The 21,948-nt window shown below is 40.5% G+C and carries 25 protein-coding genes; 5 read left to right on the top strand and 20 right to left on the bottom strand.

The window, feature by feature from the left end; all coding sequences use genetic code 11:
- Window positions 1–2 precede the first annotated feature (2 nt).
- From ASU1_RS04670 to ASU1_RS04660, 3 genes are read right to left on the bottom strand one after another with little or no spacing between them, the layout of a single operon-like run.
- A complete protein-coding gene (locus ASU1_RS04670; protein ID WP_039195120.1) occupies window positions 3–416 on the bottom strand; it encodes a DUF2976 domain-containing protein in 414 nt (137 codons plus the stop codon).
- A 20-nt stretch (window positions 417–436) separates the two neighbouring features.
- The gene (locus ASU1_RS04665) at window positions 437–679 is read right to left on the bottom strand and encodes a DUF3262 family protein (protein WP_005620748.1); all 243 of its coding nucleotides are present in this window, start codon (window positions 677–679) and stop codon (window positions 437–439) included.
- Complete coding sequence (locus ASU1_RS04660; protein ID WP_005620750.1) at window positions 679–1,005, bottom strand: integrative conjugative element protein, RAQPRD family; 327 nt, start codon at window positions 1,003–1,005, stop codon at window positions 679–681. The genes ASU1_RS04665 and ASU1_RS04660 overlap by 1 nt, the downstream gene beginning before the upstream one ends.
- A 197-nt stretch (window positions 1,006–1,202) precedes the next feature.
- On the opposite strand from ASU1_RS04660, the gene ASU1_RS04655 reads away from it, so the two are divergent.
- On the top strand, window positions 1,203–1,538 hold the full coding sequence (locus ASU1_RS04655; RefSeq protein ID WP_005620751.1) for a hypothetical protein: 336 nt from the start codon (window positions 1,203–1,205) through the stop codon (window positions 1,536–1,538).
- A 64-nt stretch (window positions 1,539–1,602) separates the two neighbouring features.
- Here the strand turns inward: ASU1_RS04655 and ASU1_RS04650 are convergent, their stop codons facing one another.
- The 13 genes from ASU1_RS04650 to ASU1_RS04590 form a co-directional block, all read right to left on the bottom strand.
- Window positions 1,603–1,824, bottom strand: coding sequence for a hypothetical protein (locus tag ASU1_RS04650; protein ID WP_039195117.1), 222 nt, complete (start codon window positions 1,822–1,824; stop codon window positions 1,603–1,605).
- 16 nt (window positions 1,825–1,840) lie between these two features.
- Entirely contained in the window at window positions 1,841–2,539 is a 699-nt protein-coding gene (locus tag ASU1_RS04645; RefSeq protein WP_039195115.1) for a TIGR03747 family integrating conjugative element membrane protein, read from the bottom strand.
- Entirely contained in the window at window positions 2,536–2,889 is a 354-nt protein-coding gene (locus ASU1_RS04640; RefSeq protein ID WP_039195113.1) for a hypothetical protein, read from the bottom strand. Before ASU1_RS04640 ends, ASU1_RS04645 begins: the two co-directional genes overlap by 4 nt.
- Window positions 2,876–5,092 (bottom strand): type IV conjugative transfer system coupling protein TraD, encoded by a 2,217-nt coding sequence (gene traD, locus ASU1_RS04635; RefSeq protein ID WP_039195111.1) that lies wholly within the window; start codon window positions 5,090–5,092, stop codon window positions 2,876–2,878. Before traD ends, ASU1_RS04640 begins: the two co-directional genes overlap by 14 nt.
- Window positions 5,092–5,595 (bottom strand): integrating conjugative element protein, encoded by a 504-nt coding sequence (locus ASU1_RS04630; protein WP_039195109.1) that lies wholly within the window; start codon window positions 5,593–5,595, stop codon window positions 5,092–5,094. Before ASU1_RS04630 ends, traD begins: the two co-directional genes overlap by 1 nt.
- Before the next feature lie 11 nt (window positions 5,596–5,606).
- Window positions 5,607–6,395 (bottom strand): hypothetical protein, encoded by a 789-nt coding sequence (locus tag ASU1_RS04625; protein WP_005620755.1) that lies wholly within the window; start codon window positions 6,393–6,395, stop codon window positions 5,607–5,609.
- Window positions 6,374–7,108 (bottom strand): TIGR03759 family integrating conjugative element protein, encoded by a 735-nt coding sequence (locus ASU1_RS04620; RefSeq protein WP_005620758.1) that lies wholly within the window; start codon window positions 7,106–7,108, stop codon window positions 6,374–6,376. Before ASU1_RS04620 ends, ASU1_RS04625 begins: the two co-directional genes overlap by 22 nt.
- Window positions 7,108–7,749, bottom strand: a complete 642-nt coding sequence (gene pilL2 / locus ASU1_RS04615; protein WP_039195107.1) for a PFGI-1 class ICE element type IV pilus protein PilL2 — start codon at window positions 7,747–7,749, stop codon at window positions 7,108–7,110. The genes ASU1_RS04620 and pilL2 overlap by 1 nt, the downstream gene beginning before the upstream one ends.
- A gap of 154 nt (window positions 7,750–7,903) precedes the next feature.
- Complete coding sequence (locus tag ASU1_RS04610) at window positions 7,904–8,263, bottom strand: hypothetical protein (RefSeq protein ID WP_197696922.1); 360 nt, start codon at window positions 8,261–8,263, stop codon at window positions 7,904–7,906.
- Between the two features lie 67 nt (window positions 8,264–8,330).
- The gene (locus ASU1_RS04605) at window positions 8,331–8,978 is read right to left on the bottom strand and encodes a DUF3560 domain-containing protein (protein ID WP_005620766.1); all 648 of its coding nucleotides are present in this window, start codon (window positions 8,976–8,978) and stop codon (window positions 8,331–8,333) included.
- A gap of 120 nt (window positions 8,979–9,098) precedes the next feature.
- On the bottom strand, window positions 9,099–9,548 hold the full coding sequence (locus ASU1_RS04600; protein ID WP_039195105.1) for an STY4534 family ICE replication protein: 450 nt from the start codon (window positions 9,546–9,548) through the stop codon (window positions 9,099–9,101).
- An 868-nt stretch (window positions 9,549–10,416) separates the two neighbouring features.
- A complete protein-coding gene (locus tag ASU1_RS04595) occupies window positions 10,417–12,459 on the bottom strand; it encodes a DNA topoisomerase III (protein WP_039195103.1) in 2,043 nt (680 codons plus the stop codon).
- 152 nt (window positions 12,460–12,611) lie between these two features.
- The gene (locus ASU1_RS04590) at window positions 12,612–13,109 is read right to left on the bottom strand and encodes a hypothetical protein (protein ID WP_005607794.1); all 498 of its coding nucleotides are present in this window, start codon (window positions 13,107–13,109) and stop codon (window positions 12,612–12,614) included.
- A gap of 164 nt (window positions 13,110–13,273) precedes the next feature.
- Between ASU1_RS04590 and ASU1_RS04585 the strand changes: the two genes are divergently transcribed.
- The gene (locus tag ASU1_RS04585) at window positions 13,274–13,918 is read left to right on the top strand and encodes a plasmid fertility inhibition factor family protein (protein ID WP_005607792.1); all 645 of its coding nucleotides are present in this window, start codon (window positions 13,274–13,276) and stop codon (window positions 13,916–13,918) included.
- 539 nt (window positions 13,919–14,457) lie between these two features.
- On the opposite strand, the gene ASU1_RS04580 is transcribed toward ASU1_RS04585, so the two are convergent.
- Window positions 14,458–15,225, bottom strand: coding sequence for an aldo/keto reductase (locus tag ASU1_RS04580; RefSeq protein WP_081906447.1), 768 nt, complete (start codon window positions 15,223–15,225; stop codon window positions 14,458–14,460).
- Between ASU1_RS04580 and ASU1_RS04575 the strand changes: the two genes are divergently transcribed.
- From ASU1_RS04575 to ASU1_RS04565, 3 genes are all read left to right on the top strand, one after another.
- Window positions 15,128–15,544: a DUF6803 family protein gene (locus ASU1_RS04575; RefSeq protein ID WP_316244961.1), complete on the top strand. Its 417-nt coding sequence runs from the start codon at window positions 15,128–15,130 to the stop codon at window positions 15,542–15,544. The two genes, ASU1_RS04580 and ASU1_RS04575, sit on opposite strands and share 98 nt — an antisense overlap.
- Before the next feature lie 181 nt (window positions 15,545–15,725).
- Window positions 15,726–16,181 (top strand): DUF411 domain-containing protein, encoded by a 456-nt coding sequence (locus tag ASU1_RS04570; protein ID WP_005612095.1) that lies wholly within the window; start codon window positions 15,726–15,728, stop codon window positions 16,179–16,181.
- A gap of 11 nt (window positions 16,182–16,192) precedes the next feature.
- Window positions 16,193–17,740 (top strand): multicopper oxidase family protein, encoded by a 1,548-nt coding sequence (locus tag ASU1_RS04565; protein WP_025342479.1) that lies wholly within the window; start codon window positions 16,193–16,195, stop codon window positions 17,738–17,740.
- A gap of 89 nt (window positions 17,741–17,829) precedes the next feature.
- On the opposite strand, the gene ASU1_RS04560 is transcribed toward ASU1_RS04565, so the two are convergent.
- From ASU1_RS04560 to copM, 3 genes are all read right to left on the bottom strand, one after another.
- Window positions 17,830–18,096 carry an alcohol dehydrogenase catalytic domain-containing protein gene (locus tag ASU1_RS04560; protein WP_231951984.1) on the bottom strand — a complete coding sequence of 89 codons (267 nt, stop codon included), beginning with the start codon at window positions 18,094–18,096 and terminating at the stop codon, window positions 17,830–17,832.
- 351 nt (window positions 18,097–18,447) lie between these two features.
- A complete protein-coding gene (locus ASU1_RS04555) occupies window positions 18,448–20,664 on the bottom strand; it encodes a copper-transporting P-type ATPase (RefSeq protein WP_462675134.1) in 2,217 nt (738 codons plus the stop codon).
- A gap of 283 nt (window positions 20,665–20,947) precedes the next feature.
- Window positions 20,948–21,709 (bottom strand): CopM family metallochaperone, encoded by a 762-nt coding sequence (gene copM, locus ASU1_RS12085; RefSeq protein ID WP_039195099.1) that lies wholly within the window; start codon window positions 21,707–21,709, stop codon window positions 20,948–20,950.
- Window positions 21,710–21,948: the final 239 nt, after the last annotated feature.

The following is a 21,948-nucleotide window of genomic DNA, read 5'->3' as shown; positions in this document are numbered from 1 at the left end:
TATTAGAAGAGACCTACTGCAAGTTTAACTAACCATAAGGAGAAGAAGATCACGATAAAACCAACAATAAGTGCAAGAATGAAATGCCCCCAACCTTTTTTACCATTGTCAGAAGTGGCTTCGTTATAGATACTGATTAGGGCTTTCACCACCACAAAAATAGCAGCGGCGGCAAGCAATACAGCGATTAATGTAGCGACAGCTTTAGCAACAAGCGCAATAATTTCCGTAGGATCTTTTGTACCGCTATCAACCCCTGGAATTTTAAAGTCAGGAATTTTACTTGGGTCAAGAGTGCCACCTCCACCCCCTCCTGCTGGCGCAGCAAGGGCATTTTGAATACTGCCCCAGAAAAAGAGCATAAAAGCTAAATATCGAGAAGAACAAGATTGATAGAATGATTTGATGATTTTCATAGTAAAACCTCTTGATTAGACTAATAAATGAAAAAGGTAACAACACACATGATGAGAACTGCACCCTTTAAGAGAAAAATTAAAAAAGAGAGGACATCTCCGTCCCACTTTGCAAATCCTTTGAAACCACTATGTGTTGCCCAAGCATAAGCGAGTAAAAGAGCAGCGACGAAAATAATGGATAAAAGAACACGAAGTTGAGTAGGATCGATACCACTTGCTGCTGAAAAAGCACTAGCGGAGGAATAATTAGGGGTTGTCATTATTTCCCCCGTAATTTGGTGTAATCTTCAGTTAATGTACGTAATGCTTGTGGATCTCTTGGTATCGCTCGAGCAGGATTGATGTACTGAGAAATTCCACTTTTTATCGTGCTTATATCACGGTGAATTGCAGTGTAATTGAAGAATTCACGTGTTTTGGGTGAAGTTTTAGAAAGTTGTTCAGCTCTTTTTAAAGATAATTCAGCTGCTTCCAATTGTTTGATAGCTTGAGCGAGTTGCTCTTTTTCTGTTGAGGCATAAGCAGTTATACTGCTTGAGGCTAAAACAATTACTATCCATTTCCCAAGATGCTTTTTAGCAAACATAATAGCTCCTCATGTTTTAATTTAACTCCTAGCTAAGATTGCCAAAATCACAGTAAAAATTTAATGGAAAACTCTATTGGAAATTAAAAGAGATTCTGTGCATTAAACTCTCAGGGTTTGGAGAATAAATAGGCGTGCTTGAGTTAGATAAATTGGTGTAAATTAACCATACTGAATGTCTTGGGCTTACTATTGAAATGAAAAAATACGGTTATCTATGGTTAGGCTTTTTCATTTTCCCATCGGTTAGTTATGCTCAAAGAGAAGGGCAGATTTGCCATGCTCAAGATGCGCCTTATAACTATGCTGGAATATGGGAAATGAATACGTTTGGGCAACCTATTTGCAATTATTGGCAATTTTTAGGTGAAAAGGAGCGAAGTATCATTGAAGCTCACCTTAACGAGTATGGAGAAGTCATTTTTGATGAATATGAACAAGGAAGCGATTTGGGCCAAGAACATGACTTGAATGAATATCAGAGAAATGAAACTAAGACTGATGAGAGTATATTTATCATCATAGAAGAATAAAAAATAGGTATCTATAGCAAGATACCTATTTAATATGCGATATTATTGTATAGAAATAATTTACTTAGTCACGACAACTGAGCGTTTCACTCCAGAAGTTGATGAGTGCTTTATAACTTTCTTCGGGTATATTCCCCATGTCCATGTCTCCGTTTTCTGAAACGGTTTTTATTACCAATTTATTATTGTTATAATCTATATATATTATTTTCCTTACATCTATAACTCTTTGTATTCCGCCGTCAGATGTAATAAAAAACAATGGATTTGATCTTTTTGCAGTCATTTTATTCTCCTTATAATTATAAAAACTTCTTAAATGTTGCGCAGGTAATACAGATGACCAGACCAAATAACAGTGCGGAAGGTACTAAAATAATATTAGGATGAATCGAAAATGGTAATGATAAATATACTACCCATGAAGTAATCATTAACGGCATCACATATCGACGAGCATGGTGATAAATGAATGCCGATTCTCGACCAGCACCAAATTTACGTATATCTCGCATCATTAATCCTTCTGTGAGTCCGGCTGCACCGGCAAAAAGAAATAATGGGCTTGTAAAAACAATGATAATTAATCGGATCAAGAATATGATAAAAACGTAGATAAGTGATTCTATATAAGCTCTACCATAATGATAAATCAATTGTTCCCATTGATTTGAACCAGGATTTGCTAACCAACCTTGGATTCCGGTCTCTACAAATACCCAATGATGCATATTTCCGATAATATTTGTCGCTAAATCAGCAGATGAATGCGTGAAAATACTCTGGGTGAAATCATCAGATAACCATTGCATTTCAGTCAGCATCATATTTTGGCTATGTAAATGTCCTTGTTCTGGCCACCAAAAAGTAATACCAACCCATTCTAATAAGATACTTAACAAAAGTGAAAGTACTAATGTTGCAATCATCATGTTGATGCGTGAGCATATTCGACTAAATATGCCTTTATTTCGTGGTTTAGGTGGAGATTTCTCACTCATTGTAATAAATCCTGTGATTCAAGTTGGCATTGGATAAGAACATAGCCTTCCATTCCTTTTGAAAACATCAAATAAAAGGCAAATATCTTTCCTTCTTGTTCCAATTCAGATTGTTCAACATCTTGAGCCAACCATAAAGAAATACCATCTGTCTCCCACTTTTCAGCGAACTGATGAAGCGAGAAACGATTCTCAAATAAATCATTAATATAAGGTTGGCAATGTATCAACAAATCATCAGACTGTGGTAACGCACAAGAAATAAAAAATGGGCCATCAAATTTGATACGTTTATTCGGTAAATCTAATAAATTAATTCCATTTTTACTGGGTAAATTATTCATCGTCATCTTGGAGTTCCTCTTCTTCAATGTCATTGTCATTTGGTACATCTATATCAAAATCATAATTAGCATGATCTGGGTGATTGATTCTATTTTCACCAGCCATAGTTTCAAAGGCTTCAGCGATTGCTTTTGAAGGCGTATATTCCGTAAATGCTGGTTCCCACCAATTATCAATTACATGATAATTTTTCTTCATTTTCTCTGTTAATTCCTTCAATGAATGAGGCATGTCATCATCCTTATCCACTGCAGGTAATGGCATACGAATTTTCCATAACTTGCTGCCTTCCATTAAAGCAAAGGCTTGCCCTTTGGGTAAATTAGTGATATTTGCAGGCACAAGCATTGGTACAGTGGTTTCAGAAATACGTTGTCCTGTATTAGAACTGAAGGCTTTATCATCATCGGGATTGCTTGAATCCGTCGTTGCTGACGTAACAGTACTGCGTAGAATAGTCACATCATGGAGCTGTTTTGTGAGTAACTCGGCGGTTGCCGGTTCTTTCACACGGAACATGTATAGGGTATTAAAGTTACCCACAACTTGTCCTGATTTAGCTTTACTTCCAATTCTAGCTTCAATATCTGAGAGCGTCTGTGTATACGCTGTTACTTGAACTCCAGCACCGCCGCCTTTATTGATAAGGGGAATAAACTCATCTCCCATCAATTCATTAAATTCATCACAATGTAGATTGATTTTTACTTGTTTTACTTTCCCCCCTAATTTTTCGGGGAGTCCCTCATTAATGCCAAATTTATATAAATGACCAGCCATAGAAACGAGATCGGCAAACATACTATTTCCTACAGCTGCCGCAACAGTTGCATCAGAAAGAGCATCCAATCCAATATAAACAATACCACGTTTACGAATAATTGATTCCCAGTCAAAAATAGGACGTTCATCTTGGATATTTGAATAGTCGGGAGATAACAATTCAGCAATTTTCCCGGTCGTTAATTTCTCTAGTAATGGTAATAATGAGGCAACAATTTTATCAAAGTATGTGCGATCATAACGTACCGCACTTGCTAAGCCTTGGAGAATTGGGTCGAAAACATCATTCTCACTAATATATTTATTTACGATAAAGATTAAAGGGCGATCTTTCATTCCAAACGGTAGCATTTTTTCATCAACGTTCGCAGCAATTTCTGATAACTTCAGCCAAATTTGCTTATCTTGTTTATTGAAGAAAGTTTTAGCGTAGTCAAGGAATAATGAGTCAATATTTTGCACATAGCGAGAAATTTGTACGTAGTCTGGACGTTGCCCTAATTCCACTAAAGCTCGTGCAACAATATTGACAAATCGCCACGCAAACTCTTTGAATGCGGCAGAGTTGCCAGCCCCACTAAGTTGTCCTGAAATACGCCCCGCAACCTCAGAAATTCGGTTAAAACGTCCAACCGCATTATAACGAGCAGAAATCTCAGGATAGCCAAGGTGAAAAACATAAAATTCATTTTCTCGACCTGCACGTTTAGCTTCTGCATACATGCGTTTCAGCATATCTGCGTCACCTTTAGGATCAAAAAATACAACAACTTCACGTTCTTCTATTTTTTTTCCTCGATGAATATCTTGTGTTACTAAAATTTCAGCAAACCGTGTTTTTCCTACACGGGTTGTACCATATACAGCCGTATGTCCTACACGAGAACTGATAGCTTGAACAACATCTACTTCATTTAGCTCAATCCCATGAATAGCTGGAATACCCTCTACTGGGGGAAGCGGTCTAAAAGGGTTCCAAGGTGAATCTAAAGAGGTAATTCCAGTAAGCCAATTTTCATGGCGTTTTTCATATTCACGTACTTGTTGGAATAATTTGGACGGTTTACGGTATTTGGAACCATTTGATGAGAAACAGTCATGTAAACGCTGCGTGTGAATAGGCTCCCATTCAAACCCCTTGCCGACAAATAAAAATTTAGAACTTACAGGTATTTGACGACTAGTCATTGCATAATATGGTAGTCGTTTCAAATTTTGATGATATTTGACGATGCGCCAGCCTTGTTTGGCTCTATAAGCACTTAATGCTCCAAAACCTGCTGCAATACCATAACCAATGCTAGGATGAAGGGCTAATGACCAAGGCGCAGTGGCACTAACCAATGCACAACAAGCATGAACAGTCGCTGGGAAAAACTCAACCGGAGGGCGTAATAATGCCTCTAAAGTATGCTTCGTTGTCATTATTGAGATACTCCTGTTTCTGTAATTAATGCGGGGTAATGAGATAAAGGAATTCGTTCGGCTAAATCATCACCGGATACGGGTAATAAGCGTAATTCAGGAGCAATATTCCGTAAGGCAATTAATTCTTGCTGAGTATCCACATTAACAACTAACCCTGTGGCATTCAATTGCATTAATTTTTGATAATTATCTGTTATCCAGTATCGAGATAAGTTATCTGTGCCAATAAGAAAAATTGGCTGAATACCTGCTAAATCAAAGGCTTTATTTTCAACTTTACCTGGTGTTAATTTATGTGACACAACCGGAAGTATATCGAATTCAGAAACGCTAGAAGGAAGTGCATTAGGGTAATGGGGCGCATTTTGATCATGTTCCGGTTGTAGTGATTCGTAAAAACGTACTGTACTTTCCCCACCGTAATCTGCAATCACAATATTTTCAGCTAAAACATTAAAAGACAATCCTAACGTAATAAGCATAAATATCACTTTTTTCATTATTAAATTCCTTAATGTGTCGGTTCTATCCATACCATTGAGCCTGTAGGCTCAATCCATTTCATTTGTGAAGATACATTATTTACCATAATAGTTTCGTTTCTTGGTTTGGGTTGTATTTTTGCTATAGCTACCGGTTCAACCCATTTCATAGGTCTGCTAGATTTTATTAGAGGCGAAGATTTTTGTGCAGTTTGCATGAAATTTGCTTCAAACTTGTGTGTGTTATAACGTCTTTTCTGATAGGTTAAGAAATCATTAACCGTCATCCAGCGTTTCATACCATTTAAGCGCATATTACGAATGTCTTCTTTTGTTGATTTACCTACCAAAGCACGATGTAGTCCCTCTAATCCAATATTATGTGCCATATAGAGATTCTCATCTGTAATGCGAATACCTAGTTCTTGAAAGCGTGCGATGTGCCATCTAGCCAAAGCTCCAATTGCTAAGGTATTAATACGTTTATTACGGCGAGGATCAGCTAAAGTACCTCGACTACGAGCAGTAACACGAACCATTCCAAGAGCTCGGCCTTCATCTCTCTCAGCTAACCAATTCCAAGTACCTACAGTAAATTGACCAACGCCAGTTGCTCCAGTAGGAGATAATTTATTTAACCAACCATCTTCCATTTTCACTAAGCCACGTAACATTGTTTCACTGACTTGGTACCGATTTGCTGCAGTTTGGATATAGCTGTCTACATCATTACCAAAGCCGGTAAATGGCTTAGCCAATACCGACTGAGATGTCATTCCTATCACTAAAAGTGTGACTAATAAGTGAGAGCTTGCCATTGTCCGTCTCCTTTCACTTGATAAGCAGCGGGCATTTTGCCAAACGAATATTTAAACCAATAGCCGTTATCGTGGTTGAGCGTAATCAATTTACGTTGTACCTTGCTGGCATCAATATGATTATCTTTTGCCCATTTGCGAATTGCGTCATCAGAAACATTATCGCCGACAATAAACATGTCTATAGGTGTTTGGGTATTGACATGATTTAAGATCTTGCTGAGGTCAGCTTTACAAGATGCACAATTATCTAAACGTGTAAAGTAAATAACTCTTCCGACAGATTGGGATATATGAGGTTCGACTGCAAACGCCGTTTCTTCAGGGTACATTTTTTCATATTCCTGCCGATAAATTTTGTCGAATTCAATCTCTTTTAATACTCTGGCACGGAAACGTTCCGCAAGCATGCGAGCATATTTAATCTTTTCAGCTTCTGTTTTTGCTTCGATACCTAAAGCGGTTAATGGATCTAAATTAGGCGACCACATTCCTCGTTCGCCGGCCATCAATGCCGTATAACGATTCCATTCTTCTGTAGTTAAGCCCCATTCAGCCGCTTGTTGGATGGATTTCTGTTGCGTAGTCGTACCGGTATTTAAGTTTTGCTGTGTTAATGATTGCTGATTCACGGTTGTAGAAACACTTGCAAAACTCACTCCGGAACTACTTAATAACCCTACACATAGTAAAAGAGTCTTTGAATTACACATTATTTATCCTCAATAATTTCTGTAGTTGTGGTCGAAGTAACTTCTTCGAGAGGTTTTTTCTGATGATCGACTGGAGAAATTCGAGTTTTAAAGCATACTGTCCGAGTAACTTCATTCAAGGTCATTTCATAACCTGGGCCTGCAATCATTTGAAGGGCTTCATAGAGTTTCATCGGGCCAAATTGATAATGTACTTTAGGTAGCGGACGGGAGAAAAGAGTACCAACATTATGATCTACATTCATTCCAGATGCATAACATAAGTCAAGTCCGGTATGCTGTAATGTACTACGTAAACCTTGTTCAACACTTTTATTTAGATTTCTTTTATTCTTCGGAAGAATATTGATTGAGACAACTTGTTCTAATAAGAATTTCTGTCCATCTTCCGGTGAGATATTCACAAGCGTATAACGACCATCACGAATTACTTCTGTGTTAGACGGTGTGTAATATTGATAAATATCATTCTGAACAATTCTAGCTTCTGGCTCAGGAGGTATCGGTTTTAAGTGGGTATTTGTAGCCTGAATATTTGGAAACTCAGGAAGGGGGGTAATTTCTGTTTCAGAAGTGTTTTTAGCGACACAGCCACTTAAGATCAAAGCTAAGAGTGCGGTCAGCGATAGTTGTTTATTCATATTAACTCTCCAATCATTTGCCATAAATGGGATCTCACTATGTAAAACTTAGCCTTGAATTTGAATAGAAAATTCTTTTACAAATTAAGATAAAATTTAGGCAAAATAGAAAAAGTACCACTACATTGCTGTGTGGTACTTTTGGAAAGCTGATTTAATATTCATTAGCCATCATAATTGTTGTGTAACTACGATCTGCTTCTGTGATAATGAAAATCTTCTCATTTTCAACCTGGTAGCTTGAAACAATTCTATTCCCTACCAATAGTGATAATTCATTTGCATAAATATCATGTTCATCTAAATCACCATAGTCTTTGTACTCATGGCGATGAATAAGCTCTAGAGCCTTATTCTTACCTAGTAGTTCAATAACTGCTCGGGTGGCTGAAATAGTTCCAAGTTTTACTGTTTCAGGGATTACGCATTGTTTTGCAATTTCTGCTTTAACTAGTAAAGAGCGAGTTTCAGCTCCGAGTTTATGAGATGATGCTTTCACAATGTTACGATTCATAATGTGTTCTCCAAAAAAGGGAACACATCCCCTTAGGAAATGTATTCCCTAAGGGTAAAATCAATGTTTATGACCAAAGTAATTTAGCTAATTTCACTTTTTTCTCAAGTTCATTAACCGCTTTTTTGGCATAAGTTAATGAATAGCTATGAGTTCGTTTATCAGGATTAGTCTTTAATTCTTGATGTTTTTCTTTAGCTTGTGCCAATTTAAATTCAAAGAATTCAAGACTTTCAGGCATAGATAAATCAATTTTATCTGCCATTAATTCCCAATAAGCAATTTTACCTTCGTAACTTTCTACCTTATGCATTTCCTCAACAGATTTATCCATCCGGCGGGCATTACGTTCAATTAAAGCTTTATGGCGTTTTTCACTATGGTGGCCAATTTTAATCGGTTCACCTAGAGTCAAAAAATCACGTCCCTCATTAGCTGCTTCACAATATTGTTGGCTACGTTTCATTGCATTATTTGCATAGCTTTGATAGCGTTCTGCTTTCTGAGTCGCTCGCACTTGGCTATTCATCCCATCACAACGAGTAAAGGAGTAAAAATAATATCCGTCTTGTTGTTTGACAAGATTATGTATCTCTACCTCTGTTTCGTTTCCGTATTTACTTGTTAATGTAATGATTTCACCTTTTTCGTGAGATTCGGCACATTTAGCAACAAAAACAGTAGGTGCAAATTTTGCATAAGTGTTAATTGTCATGGTATTTCTCCTATAAGAAAGGGAAACACCATTCCCAAAGGGAACCATGTTTCCCTATGGGATTTAATATAATGTAAATGTTAAAATGAGAAAGACCAACAAAAATTGTTGGTCTTAGGTTTATTCTGCATCGAAAGTTTCTTGTTTATTTTGTTTTGGTTGTTCTTGGTATTTTAATTCACCATCGATTTTAATCATCTTAATGCGAATTAAACGGCCTTTGAGACTCACACCAGTATCACCTTTTTTATGGAATTTACTATCAGTTGAATAAGTAAATATATCAGTCCATAAATCAGCAATAACAAAAGAAATGAGAACTTTTTTCTTTGCATTAACCGCATTTTCGCATTTTTTGATGAGTCTTTCGGCTTCATGACCTACGACATTAACATCAAAATAGCGATATTCGGGCTTATCACTCGAACCAGCTAATGCAGCAATTTGACAAGCGATAAATGAATTTCCTTTCTTCGGATCAACATCACGAATACGGCTTAAATAGCCTAAGCCATGAGTATGAAGATCGAAATAGTTATTTGCTTGTTGAGTAGAAGTTTGAGTAGTCATAGTTTGTTTCTCCAAAGATAAAAAAAGCGGAGAAACATCCTTGCCCAACACGGGAAAAACGTTCCCCGCTAGGGTAAATTGATATGCTGTTTAGGTGGCATTCCTGCAAAATTACAGTGTTTCCTTTCAGAATGCTGGAAGACATTTTGGCATTGAACTCCTTTACCTCAAGGGTAACCGTCGCTTCTCAAGAGTTCTTACGACTTTTTTAAGAGCTGTTCCCAGCGACTTAATGAGTTCAATTTACTGAATTTGTCTTGGTAAAAAAACAGCTAATTAAATTTACGTTTCCGAGAATTGCAAAAAGGAAAGCCCCTCAATAAGATAGAACTTAATGAGGGGCTATATAGAATGAATAAAATCATATACAGGTAGACCAATATAAATTACGTTAGAAAATAACGTCACCTTCGTTACGTGCTTTTATTTTCTTTGCAAATTATCCGATTACTTAGTGGCCTTTAATCGGTAAATCTTTGGCATCGCAAGGACACAAAGGGCACCCTTTATTCACCTGTGGGCGCAGGAAAAGAATAAGTAGCAAGCCATTGCAACGTCATAATTACACTTATTCTGTAAATATACTTAGGACGTTACAATGGCGAGGCTGACCAGATGGGATAGTATAAGAGTTCTATCCAGTGTTTAGGTGGCATTCCTGTAAAATCACAGAGTTCCCTCTCAGAATGCTGGGAGACATTTCGGCTAGTGTTGTGAATTGATAACCGACAATTCACAAACGGCTCTTTATGCTTATTATGGTATCACTATTATTATATTACTTCCATGCCATTTTAATATGTTAATACCCTAATAATTATTTTATTTTTAGTGGTAATACATGTTTTAATAGTTACATAACTAATTTTTACTTAATGAGACTACGCAAATTAGCAATTTGTTCAGTTACATTGACCGAAGATGATTTCTTCGATTTTGAGGATGTTGCTGATTTTTTATCTGGTTCTTTGTGCTGACATTCAGGATAACCTGAACATCCCCAAAAAGTCCCCTTAGTATGCTGAATTTTTCGCATTGGCTTACCACAAAGTGGGCATTTTCGAATTTCAATCTTACCCAGATTTATTCCTTGTTTGAGACAATTATTCATCAACATACGAATAAAGTCTTCTTGTTTCTTCATAAAATCTAAAAGTGTCATTGAACCTTCTGCAATTTGATTAAGTGCTTGTTCCCAAAGCGCAGTAAGTCCCGGATTTTTCAATAAATCAGGCAAACTATCAATTAAAGCATTTGCCTGTTCTGTGGCTAGAATTTGCTTCCCTTTCTTTTTCAGGAAGCCTTTATCAATAAGACCTTGAATAAGGCCGGCACGAGTTGCTTCTGTACCTAGACCTTCGGTTTCTCGTAAACGTTGTTTTAGTCGTTCATCTGTAACAAACCGCGCTGCATTTTTCATCGCACTCAATAATGTACCTTCTGTATAATGTGACGGAGGCGTGGTTTTTAAGGCTTTAACTTCGCTTGATATAATTTGGCAAACTTGATTTGTATTTAATGCTGGAAGTCCTTGGTTATCGTTGTCATACTCAGATTCATCTGTATTTCCAAATAAAACTTTCCAACCTGCTGTAATCACATGATTTCCTTTAGCTAGCAATAAATGTTGTCCACTTTGCAAGTGAATAACTGTTTTATCCACTTCAAAGAATGGCAAAAATTGTGCTAAATAACGACGACAAATTAAATCATACACTTTTAGTTCACTTTCATTCATTGCGTTTAAATTCACTGTGCTCATCGTTGGAATAATACCGTGGTGAGCGGTAATTTTTTTATCATTCCATGCTCGTGATTTTTGAGATAAGTTTAAGAGAGGAACAATTTTTTGCCAATTGGGATTCGCTTTCACTATACTGGATAAAACCCGAGGTACTTCTGTAAATTGAGATTCAGGTAAATAACCGCAATCAGTTCTAGGATAGGTTGTTGCTTTATGCTTTTCATATAGTGACTGAGCAATATCTAAAACCTGTTGTGCTCCCATACCAAATAAACGGTTACATTCTGATTGTAAATCACTTAAAGCAAATAATAGCGGCGCTGCATTTTTATCACGCTTTGTCTCTACGGATGTTACTGTAGCAGCTTGGAGACGTTGAATATCAGCACTAATTTGTTGTATAAACTGTCCATTTAAACAAAGTCCATCAGTGTCTAAATAATTTTCTGGGACAATATATTTTGCTAGGAAAGACTGATTTTGTTGCGTCTGTAACTGTATTATTAATGCAAAATGTGATTTAGGAATAAAATTTGCAATTTCGCGATCTCGGTTTACAACCATTGCAAGAGTTGGGCTTTGCACTCGCCCCACGCTTAAAGGGGGACCTTGATAACCTTGCTGCTGTGCTAATAACGTAAATAGACGCGAAAAATTCATGCCAATAAGCCAGTCAGAACGACTACGACCAATCCCAGTATAATATAATGGTTCCGTCTCTTTTCCTGATTTCAGTACCGATAATGCTTTACGAATACTAGTATCATCCAATGCCGATAACCATAAACGCAATACTTGTCCGTTAAATTTTGCAATATCAAGTAATTCTCTTGCTATCATTTCGCCTTCACGATCAGCATCTGTAGAAATAACTATTGAACTTGCTTTTTTGATCAAAGCCATAACGATATTATATTGTTTTTTTGTTTCTTTCTTAGGTGATAACTTCCACTCACCCGGAATAATAGGTAGGGTTTCAAATGACCAACGTTTGAAAGAGGGGTCATATTCTTCAGGCTGGAATTGTTCTACTAAATGACCTATCCCCCAAGTCACGCAGATTTGTTTATCAGCAGTAAATAAGCAGCCGTCACCACGTGTAGTTGCATCGAGTACTTTAGCAATATCATTACCTTGAGAGGGTTTTTCACAAAGAAAGAGTTTCATATTATCTCCAATAGATGACTGATTATTGGAGTATTACAAACAAGGAGGAGACTATTCTCAATAACTTAATCTCTTGAGAAAAAAGCGAGTTTGATAAAAAAATCCCAGCAATATAGCTGGGATAATTCTCTAGGAGTGTTTTAATGAAATTACTAATTTTTTATGACTTTAGTTAAGCGTGATTCAGCTCGTCTAATCCAGGCTTCACTCCCTGATATTTCCCAGCTCACACTGACGGTATTACTTCCGGTTTTCTCAAGAATCACCTCAAGGTAGTTATCGCCTAACGAAATACCACGAGAATCTTCATCATGCCCGAAAAAGCCTGAAACATGATAAAGTGTACCAGGTACTGTATGATAAACTTTTCCTGCTCGACTATCAGATTCTATAGGTCTAAACCCAAACTCACGTCTTACTTTAATAAAGAGTTGGTCAATATTTTGGCGAGAAGTAAGACTCCCATCTTTATTGTGAATAGTCACCCCATTATGATTTACGGTCGTATTGCTAGAGTTTGCCCCATAAACACGTTGATTAATTTCTCCGGCAATTTCACCTACCTTTGTGTTAATGGCACTAAGTTCTGCACAACCTGTAATAAGTATGGTTGAAGCTACTAAAAGTAGAGAAAATTTAGAATAACGCATGTAGTTCTCCTTAAAATAGTTGGTTAGTATTCATTTTTGGCTAAAGTCTGATTAAAATCTACTCGAAACCATTTTGAGTATAAAGATAAAAAAATGCTATATTGGTTTTGTAGATTATTTAATAGCCATAAATACTTTTTCAATTCACAGAAAGGATTTAATTAATGGAATTAATGAAATTTCCACACCATGCTATTTTTATTGAACAGCCTGAATATACATTACAAAACCATTTACTTTTTGAATTATCAACTAAGGATAATTGCAAAGTATATATGCAACATCCTATTTATCATTCATCTAGCGATGAAGTTAAAAAAATAGTATTTGTTCAAGATACAAAGTTTTTAGCTATGTGGAAAAATGCACCATACCTACAGGATATTCATCTTAGTTCAGGAAGTGAACGAGAATGGAGAAACGATAACAAATTTCACCATGCAGAAAGAGCATTTCGAATTGGACGAACAAATCCCGTCCCATTAGCAGACGTAAGTTGTACGGAATATATCAAGAGTACTCCAATTTACGAAAAATCTTTTTTATGGTTTAAAAAATTAGTAGGGTATTCAGAGGAACAAGTTACATGGTGCTCATTTATTAACGGTATTACAAGAACAATATGGTTGCTTGCTAATGGAGTAAAACAATTTCCAGTATATGTTTATAACGAAAAAAATGCGATCTTATTAGCTAAACATGCCGGTATTTCACCTTCATCTTTTTATGATTTGACTGAATTAAATTTAGAACTAGAGAATTTACTCCAAGAGAAAAATCTTTATAAACCTCTATTTTGGCAAGATTAATTCCAGATGCAATGAGATATAGAAGATAGTTTAGGATGGTGTCCACTTATTTAATTACGCTGGACCAACGTAAAGCTAGTTTTGTAATTTATTTTTACAGAATTTATGTATATGGAATTCAGAACGGTTGTTTCTATATCACTTAGGAATGTAAATTATAAAATTCTTTTAAATCAATTAATTAAATATTAAGTTTCCCAGATTGAAGTATGAGTACGTAAAAATAAAGTATAAAAAGACTAAATTTCAGATTTTATTTTTACACAATGTACTTACTATAAAATACCAAACAGATAATATTTGTCCATAAATTCATTGAGTTGATTATGCCATTTTTACACTTATTGACTATAGCGTTTTGCCTAATCATCTGTCTGATTCCAGTTTTACCCTTTTCCCAATATCTTTCAATTTCGATAAATCTTCCACTAATCTTGCTACATATTCAAGAAAAAGTGCGATCGTTTTTCAAAGGATTTTATGAAAACGACCGCTGTAAGAAAGAATTTTTATTTACGACTTTTTCAGGTATCTGAAAACTATTTCGCTTCTGAAAAATTCAAAATTGCTTCAGGCAAACGCAAGCCGACAATTTCAATGGCTTCTAATTCTTGGCGGAATTGCGCCAATTCTTCTTCGGTAAATTTCACATCGTCTGCGCCTAAATTATCCAACAAATGACGGGCTTTGCTCGTCCCAGGAATTGGCGCGATAAACGCTTTCTGTGCCATTAGCCAGGCCAAAGAAAGCTGTGCAGGCGTACAAAGTTTGCGTTTTGCCCATTTTTGCACAAGCTGGATTAACTTCACATTTTGTTGCATCGCTTCGGGTGTAAAGCGTGGGATAATACCACGCAAATCTTTGCTTGGATCAGCCTCAAAACGGCTGTTCTCGTCCACATAACCAGCCAATGCTCCCATTGCCAGCGGCGACCAAGGCACAAACCCAATCCCTAATTCTTCACAAACGAGAATGACATCTTTTTCACGACCACGGAAAAACAACGAGTATTCGCTTTGTACGGCGGTTAAAGGCTGAATAGCGTGTGCCTTGCGAATGGTTTTCTCGCCTGCTTCCGACAAGCCCCAATTCAAAACTTTGCCTTGTTTCATTAAATCTTGAATAGCGCCAGCCACCTCTTCAATCGGCACATTGGGATCAACACGGTGTTGATAGAGTAAGTCAATACGGTCGGTTTGTAAGCGTTTTATCGTACCGACTATTACTGAATGGCGTGGTTGGGTAGATATCGCATCAATTGCATCACTATTATTAGCTACCTTTCCTATTTTTATTATTTTACTCATGGAATTAAAAGTTATTCATAAAAATCTCGTGGATAGTGCAAAAATTAAATTACATGCGGTTTATCTTGTGATTTTCTTATTTGTGAGTCACTTTGCTATGATCTTTGGCATGGCAGATCCTATTTCAGCAGGCTATCAACCCACTACACCAGCAATGACTCATTCAATGCAAATGGATGCTAAACAAATAACAGAAATGCACAACCAAATGATGACGGGCGAAATAACGCCTGAAGAAATGATGAAGATGCATCAAGAAATGAACCCTAATATGAATATGCCGAATACTCAAGGTGGTCATTCAGAACATCATAAATAATAATTCTGATCACATTTTAAAAAATAATAGTGGATGGTACGTTGGCATATCTCTACTACAAGCAGTAGGATTTTGAGAAAATTTTTCAAATGATAGAATTTTTTCAGATTACTTGACCTTAACCCTAGGTTAAGCTTTAAAATGATGTCCATTCAATCTCAATAAAAAATAAGGACATCTTATGAAATTACATAAATTCACCCGCTCATTGTTGCTTTTAAGTTTAGGCATAACCGCTTTTGCTCAAGCACAAACACTTTCTATGGAAGTGTGGAAAAGCCCGACTTGTGGCTGTTGTAATGAATGGATCAGCTATATGCAGAAAAACGGTTTTGAGGTTAAAGTCAACGAAACAGGCAATTATGATGCTCATAAGCGCTTTAACATTAAATATGAACATGCTTCTTGCCACACAGCCGTGATTGATGGCTATGTGATTGAAGGACATGTACCTGCTGAGGATATCAAACGTTTACTCGCAGAAAAACCCGATGCAATAGGCTTGTCTGCACCGGGAATGCCAATTGGTTCACCAGGTATGGACGGTGAAGCATACGGCGGACGCAAAGATCCTTATGATGTTGTTTTGATTAAGAAAAACGGTGAAAGTGAAGTGTTTAAATCCTATAACCAATAGGGGGGGAAAGAATGAAACGTCGAGATTTTTTACGTTATGGAATTGGAATTAGCTTAGCCAGTAGCTCGCTTTATAGCCTTGCGAATATGATGAACCACGCACAACATGGCAATATGGCGATGATGCATTCAGTACCTACTGGCCTAATGCCAACTGAGGCAATGCCTTCAGGTTTATCGCTTAATGGGATATTACCAAAACTTGCTAATCAATCGACTCAAGCTGGACTGTTCAAAGCCACTTTAAAAGCAGAGCCAATTAAAATTCGCCTCGCAGACAATAAAGAAACGGAATTTTGGGCTTATAACGGACAACTACCAGGGCCACAAATTGAAGTATTTGAAGGCGATACCGTAGAAATTGAATTTATCAATCACCTACCACAACCCTCAACAGTACATTGGCACGGCTTAGATGTACCAAATGAGGCGGATGGTAACCCGATGGATATGGTTGAACCGCAAGGGAAAAAAGTCTATCGCTTTACGCTACCTCAAGGCAGTGCTGGGACATATTGGTACCACCCTCATCCACATGACCATGTTTCCGAACAAGTCTATAAAGGCTTAGCAGGCACTTTCGTTGTTAAAGCGAAAAATGATCCGCTTGCACACCTTCCTGAACAACATTGGGTGATTTCCGATCTGCGTTTAAATGCCGATGGCACCATTCCAGCAAACACGATGTTAGATTGGATGAACGGTCGTGAGGGTGAATTTGTGTTAATCAACGGTCAATATCAGCCCCAGATTCAAGTGAAAACGAATGAACGAATCCGTCTTTGGAATGCCACTAGCGCTCGTTATTTTCGTTTAAACATTCCAGGGGTGAAATGGATTGTGGTGGGTACCGAAGGTGGTTTACTTGAAAAACCTCGCTCGCCTGTTGATGAACTGCTACTTACACCAGCCGAACGCGTTGAAGTGATTATGGTGGGTGAAACGCAAGGAACAGTCAATTTACAAAGCGGTTATTATGATCGCCGTAAGATGATGGTTCAAGAACAGCCTAAAGATCTCACTTTAGCCACAATTCAGGTGAAATCAGAACCTGTTCAGTTACCTGAAAGCTTAAGGTCCTTGCCTAACTGGGATGAGCCAAAGCAGGTTCGCCAAATTCGCTTTAGTGAAAAAATGATGAACCATACGAATATGCCAATGATGAATCACGGTACACATCACGCTACTACAACACTAACGGACAACCCTATTCCACCAATGATGAATGGTATGTTCTTAATCAACGGTCAAACCTTTGATATGAACCGTATTGATTTTGTTACCAAATTGAATGAAGTGGAACAGTGGGAAATCTTCAATGAAAGCCATATGGATCATCCATTCCATTTACACGGCACTCAATTTGAAGTAATTCAACATACGTTAAACGGTAAAACCTTTAAGCCAGAAGGCAGAGCGTTAAAAGATGTGGTTAATTTACGCCCTTATGAAAAAGTGATTATTCGCTTTAAGCAAGGACATACTGGGTTGAAAATGTACCATTGCCATATTTTAGAACATGAAAATCTCGGTATGATGGGGATGTTTAAAGTGGAATAGTGGTATCTAACTATAAAAATAGAGGGATTTCGTCATAAAAAATCTGCACCTTAATCAGTTGGTTTTTAGTCCAACTTTTGGGGTGCAGATCAGACGTTCACTTTGTCGCCGATTTGAAATTCGCCAGCGTCATCGCCCACCGCCACGACCACGCCTGCCCCTACATAACCCAAAGTCGCAGGGAACACAGAGTCAATCACATACGCCCCTTCCCGATACATCATCTCGGCACGGTTTAGTCCCAAAGCGTGCATTTGGATTTGCACTTCGCCCGATTTTGGGGCGGGGATTTGTACATCAACAATTTGCAGGACATCAGGCGAACCTGTTTTTGTAAATTGGATTTGTTTGCTCATTGTTTTGACCTATATTAAAAATGGGCGTATTTTAGCGTTTTAAAATAACAATAAGAATGGCGAAAAATGGGAAGTTGGTTTTTAAAAATGGAAAGATTGGGCGTTTTAGTCCGTCTGAAAAAAATGCCGTCTTAAAAAAGCATCAAAGATGTAGGGTGCAACTTGTTGCACCATTTTCCTGATGAAATATTGGGTTGGTGCAATGACGCACACTGCGAAACTGTTTGAAAAACACAATGCCGTCTGAAAAAGTATTAAAGACCTTTTCAGACGGCATAAAAAACACCGCTTTATCAAAAGCGGTGTTTTTGAGGTCGTTTTGTCATTGGAAGAAGCCTGCGGGGCTGTGGTCTACAACTTGCTTTTGCGCAGCCGCAGTGCGTTGCCGACCACGGATGCCGAGCTTAGGCTCATCGCCAGTGCGGCAATCATCGGTGAGAGCAGCCAGCCGGTAAAGGGGTACAGCACGCCGGCGGCAACGGGAACCCCCAGGCCGTTGTATAAGAAGGCAAATAACAGGTTTTCCTTCATATTGCGCACGGTGGCCTCAGACAATTTGCGTGCGGTGGCAATACCCCGCAAATCGCCTTTGACCAGCGTGATTTGCGCACTGCTCATTGCCACATCGGTGCCGGTACCCATTGCGATGCCGACATCGGCTTTGGCCAGTGCGGGGGCATCGTTGATGCCGTCGCCTGCCATTGCGACCACCCGCCCTTCGTTCTGAAGCCGCTCGATCAGTGCCAGTTTGTCGGCGGGCTTGACTTCGCCGTGCACTTCGTCGATGCCCAGTTTTGCGCCCACGGCGTTTGCCGTGGTCAATCCGTCGCCGGTTGCCATAATGATGCGCAGGCCGGCTGCTTTGAGCGAGGCCAATGCTTCGGGGGTGCTGTCTTTTACAGGATCGGAGACGGCAAGCAGTCCCGCGAGATGTCCGTCCGCAGCCAGATATATCACGCTGGCACCTTCACTGCGCAGGGATTCGGCCTGCTCGATCAGTGGTTCGACGCTAAGCCCGTTCTGCTGCATAAACGCCGTGTTGCCCAGTGCCAGCGCACGCCCTTCAACCACGCCGCTCACGCCGATGCCGCTGCCTGAATCAAACTGTTCGGGTTTGCTCAGCTTCAGCTGTTGTGCCCGTGCGGCCTGCACAATGGCGTCGGCCAGCGGGTGTTCGCTGCCCTGATCCAAGCTGGCGGCCAAACGCAGCACTTCTTCGGCGGAAAAGCCTGCTGCCGCAACGGCACGGTCAAAGGCGGGTCGGCCTTCGGTGAGTGTGCCGGTTTTATCAATCACCAAAGTGTCTACTCGCCGCAAGTTTTCGATAGCGGCGGCATCACGGAACAATATGCCCCTGCCTGCCCCGCGTCCTGTGGCGACCATCACCGACATCGGCGTGGCCAGTCCCAGTGCACAGGGGCAGGCGATAATCAAGACCGCAACGGCGTTGATCAACCCGAACACCCAAGACGGTTGCGGGCCGAACACGCCCCAGACAAAGAAAGTGGCAACGGCGACGGCGACAACCGCCAGTACGAAATAGCCTGCCACTCCGTCGGCCATACGCTGCATCGGTGCTTTGGAGCGCTGCGCCTGGGCCACCATCTGGACAATCTGCGAAAGCACGGTTTCCGAACCGATGCGCTCGGAGCGGATGACGAGCGCACCGCCGGTGTTGAGCGTGGCGCCGATGACTTTGTCGCCGGTGGCTTTGCGCACCGGCAGCGGCTCGCCGGTCAGCATCGATTCATCTACCGAGCTTGCGCCCTCAACCACCACGCCATCGACAGGCACTTTTTCGCCGGGGCGCACACGCAGAAGGTCGCCGATGTGGATGTGGCTGAGCGGCACATCTTCTTCAGCACCGCCCGGGCCGATACGCCGTGCGGTTTTGGGCGCCAGTCCGAGCAGGGTCTTGATTGCCGCCGAAGTCTGCGACCGGGCTTTGAGTTCGAGCATCTGGCCGAGCAAGGTCAGCGAGATGATGACGGCCGCCGCCTCAAAATACACGCCGACCCGCCCCATCGATACAAACGATGCCGGAAAGATGCCGGGTGCAGCGGTGGCAACAACGCTGTAAACGAAGGCTGCACTCGTTCCCAGTGCAATCAGCGTCCACATATTGGGACTACGGTTTGCCAGCGACTGCCAACCCCGTGAGAAAAACGGCAGCCCCGCCCACAGCACGATCGGCAGCGACAGCACCAGCTCTACCCAGCTTTGTGCGGCCATATCCATCAGGTTCAGACGCTCGCCGAACATCGCCAGCACCAGCACTGCCGCCGTCAGGGGCAGCGTGTACCAAAAGCGTCGGGAAAAATCACGCAGCTCCGGATTGTCGTCGTCCAATTCAGGCATCAGCGGCTCCAATGCCATACCGCAAAGAGGGCAGTTGCCGGGGCGGTCTTGCCGGATTTCCGGATGCATCGGGCAGGTGTAGCCCGAAGCAGCCGCTGCATCGGACGGTGTCTGCACAGGGCGGTGCTGTCCGTGTCCGTGTCGGCACTCGTGGTGTTTGGGCGGTTTGTGTGTTTCTTGCTTCATCACAATTTCTCCTGTTGGGTTCATAGGGTCATCACCGGTCGTTTATCGAAAAAGCAGGTACGGATTGGGCCGGTCAGAATGACGGTTTTTTTCAGGCTGCCTGCAAATACCGATGCCGTCTGAAAAAGCAGAAGGTTCAGAACATCGCTTGCCGATGTGTCCGACAAGTCGGCATCATCATTTCCTTGGGGCTTGTTTTAAAGGTTGCCTGAAAACCCCAAATGCCGTCTGAAAAAGCCTTAAACCTGTTTTCAGACGACCTCAAAAGCACCGCTTTATCAAAAGCGGTGTTTTTGCCTTATTGCCCCTACTGTTTTAGCCAGTCTTGCATCAGCTTGATTTCAGGTTCTTGGGCTTTGATGATGTCTTGAGCGAGCTTTTTCATTTTTTCGTCTTTGCCGAACTGTAATTGCACTTTTGCCATCTCGACCGCCCCTTGATGATGCGGAATCATCCCTTTGGCAAAGGCAACATCAGGGTTTGGCTCATTGATTGCCGCCATCATCGCCTCGTGGTGCGCCTTGCCTGCGGCATAGGCCTTGGCGTGCGGGGCTTGCGGGTTTTGGGTTGCGGTGTCTTTACCCGCCAGCCAAGCGTTCATCAGGTCGATTTCACTTTGTTGCCCATCAATAATCGCTTGGGCAAGTTTTCTCATTGTTTCGTCTTTGCCAAATTCAAGCTGTACTTTTGCCATCTCAACTGCTCCGATATGGTGCGGAATCATACCTTTGGCAAAAGCGGTATCAGCATCGGCAAGATTGCCCGCTTTGCTCATCTCATCGCCCATCTTGTTCATCATTGCAAGATAGGCTTGGGTATGGGGCGGAGCATTTTGAGTGTCCATCGCCATAGCAGAGTGGTTCATATGGGCGTGGTTCATATTAGCGTGGTTCACCGCTGCGTGCCCGTTTTGGTTATTTGGGCAGTCGTGGGTGGTTTGGGTGTAGTTATTGTCGCACGCCATCGAGTGCGTCGGCACTTCGTTTTTGCCGTCGGCAAAAGCGGTTGAAGTCGCCAAAACAACAGCGGCAGCGACAAGATGTACGGCACGGTTTTTGATGAATGTCATTGGATTCTCCTTGTCAAAATGGGCATTGATAACATTGGGCAAATGACAGATTCGCCCAATGTCCATTTCACTATTTGGTTTTACGATTCACACGCACAGCCGTTGCAAGTGCAGTCATCACAAATGCAGGGCTTGCCGTTTTGGCATTGGCAGTCCGGACGGCAGTTTTGCCCCGTGCAAGACTGGCAGCCGCAATGGGCGTGTCGGTTTTGAACAAAATCAGCGTTCATAACAGTTTC

The organism is Actinobacillus suis ATCC 33415, assembly GCF_000739435.1.
Lineage (GTDB): Bacteria > Pseudomonadota > Gammaproteobacteria > Enterobacterales > Pasteurellaceae > Actinobacillus > Actinobacillus suis.
This window is presented reverse-complemented; position numbering and strand designations above follow the sequence as displayed.